Here is a 284-nt window from a genome sequence, read left to right on the forward strand (position 1 = left end):
TAACGGAGTCGAACCGTTGACCTCCTGCGTGCAAGGCAGGCGCTCTAGCCAGCTGAGCTAATCCCCCAATCTAATTATGAATTGTGAATTATGAATTATGAATTTTTTGTAATCCGTAATCTTTCAACTCTAGAATTTCCTTCTTTTTAAGCTTTTCAGTCCTTTTTATTGTTTTTGAACCCATAATTCATAATTATAAATCCATAACTCTAAAAAAGTAGTCCCGGGCAGACTCGAACTGCCGACCCCTACATTATCAGTGTAGTACTCTAACCAGCTGAGCT

The 284-nt window shown here is 39.1% G+C and carries 2 tRNA genes; both read right to left on the reverse strand.

The window, feature by feature from the left end:
* Positions 1–59: transfer RNA gene (locus DM444_RS00060), tRNA-Ala, on the reverse strand.
* Between the two features lie 162 nt (positions 60–221).
* Positions 222–284, reverse strand: a tRNA-Ile gene (locus DM444_RS00065).

Origin of the sequence: Flavobacterium ginsenosidimutans, assembly GCF_003254625.1 — a bacterium.
GTDB classification, from domain to species: Bacteria; Bacteroidota; Bacteroidia; order Flavobacteriales; family Flavobacteriaceae; genus Flavobacterium; species Flavobacterium ginsenosidimutans.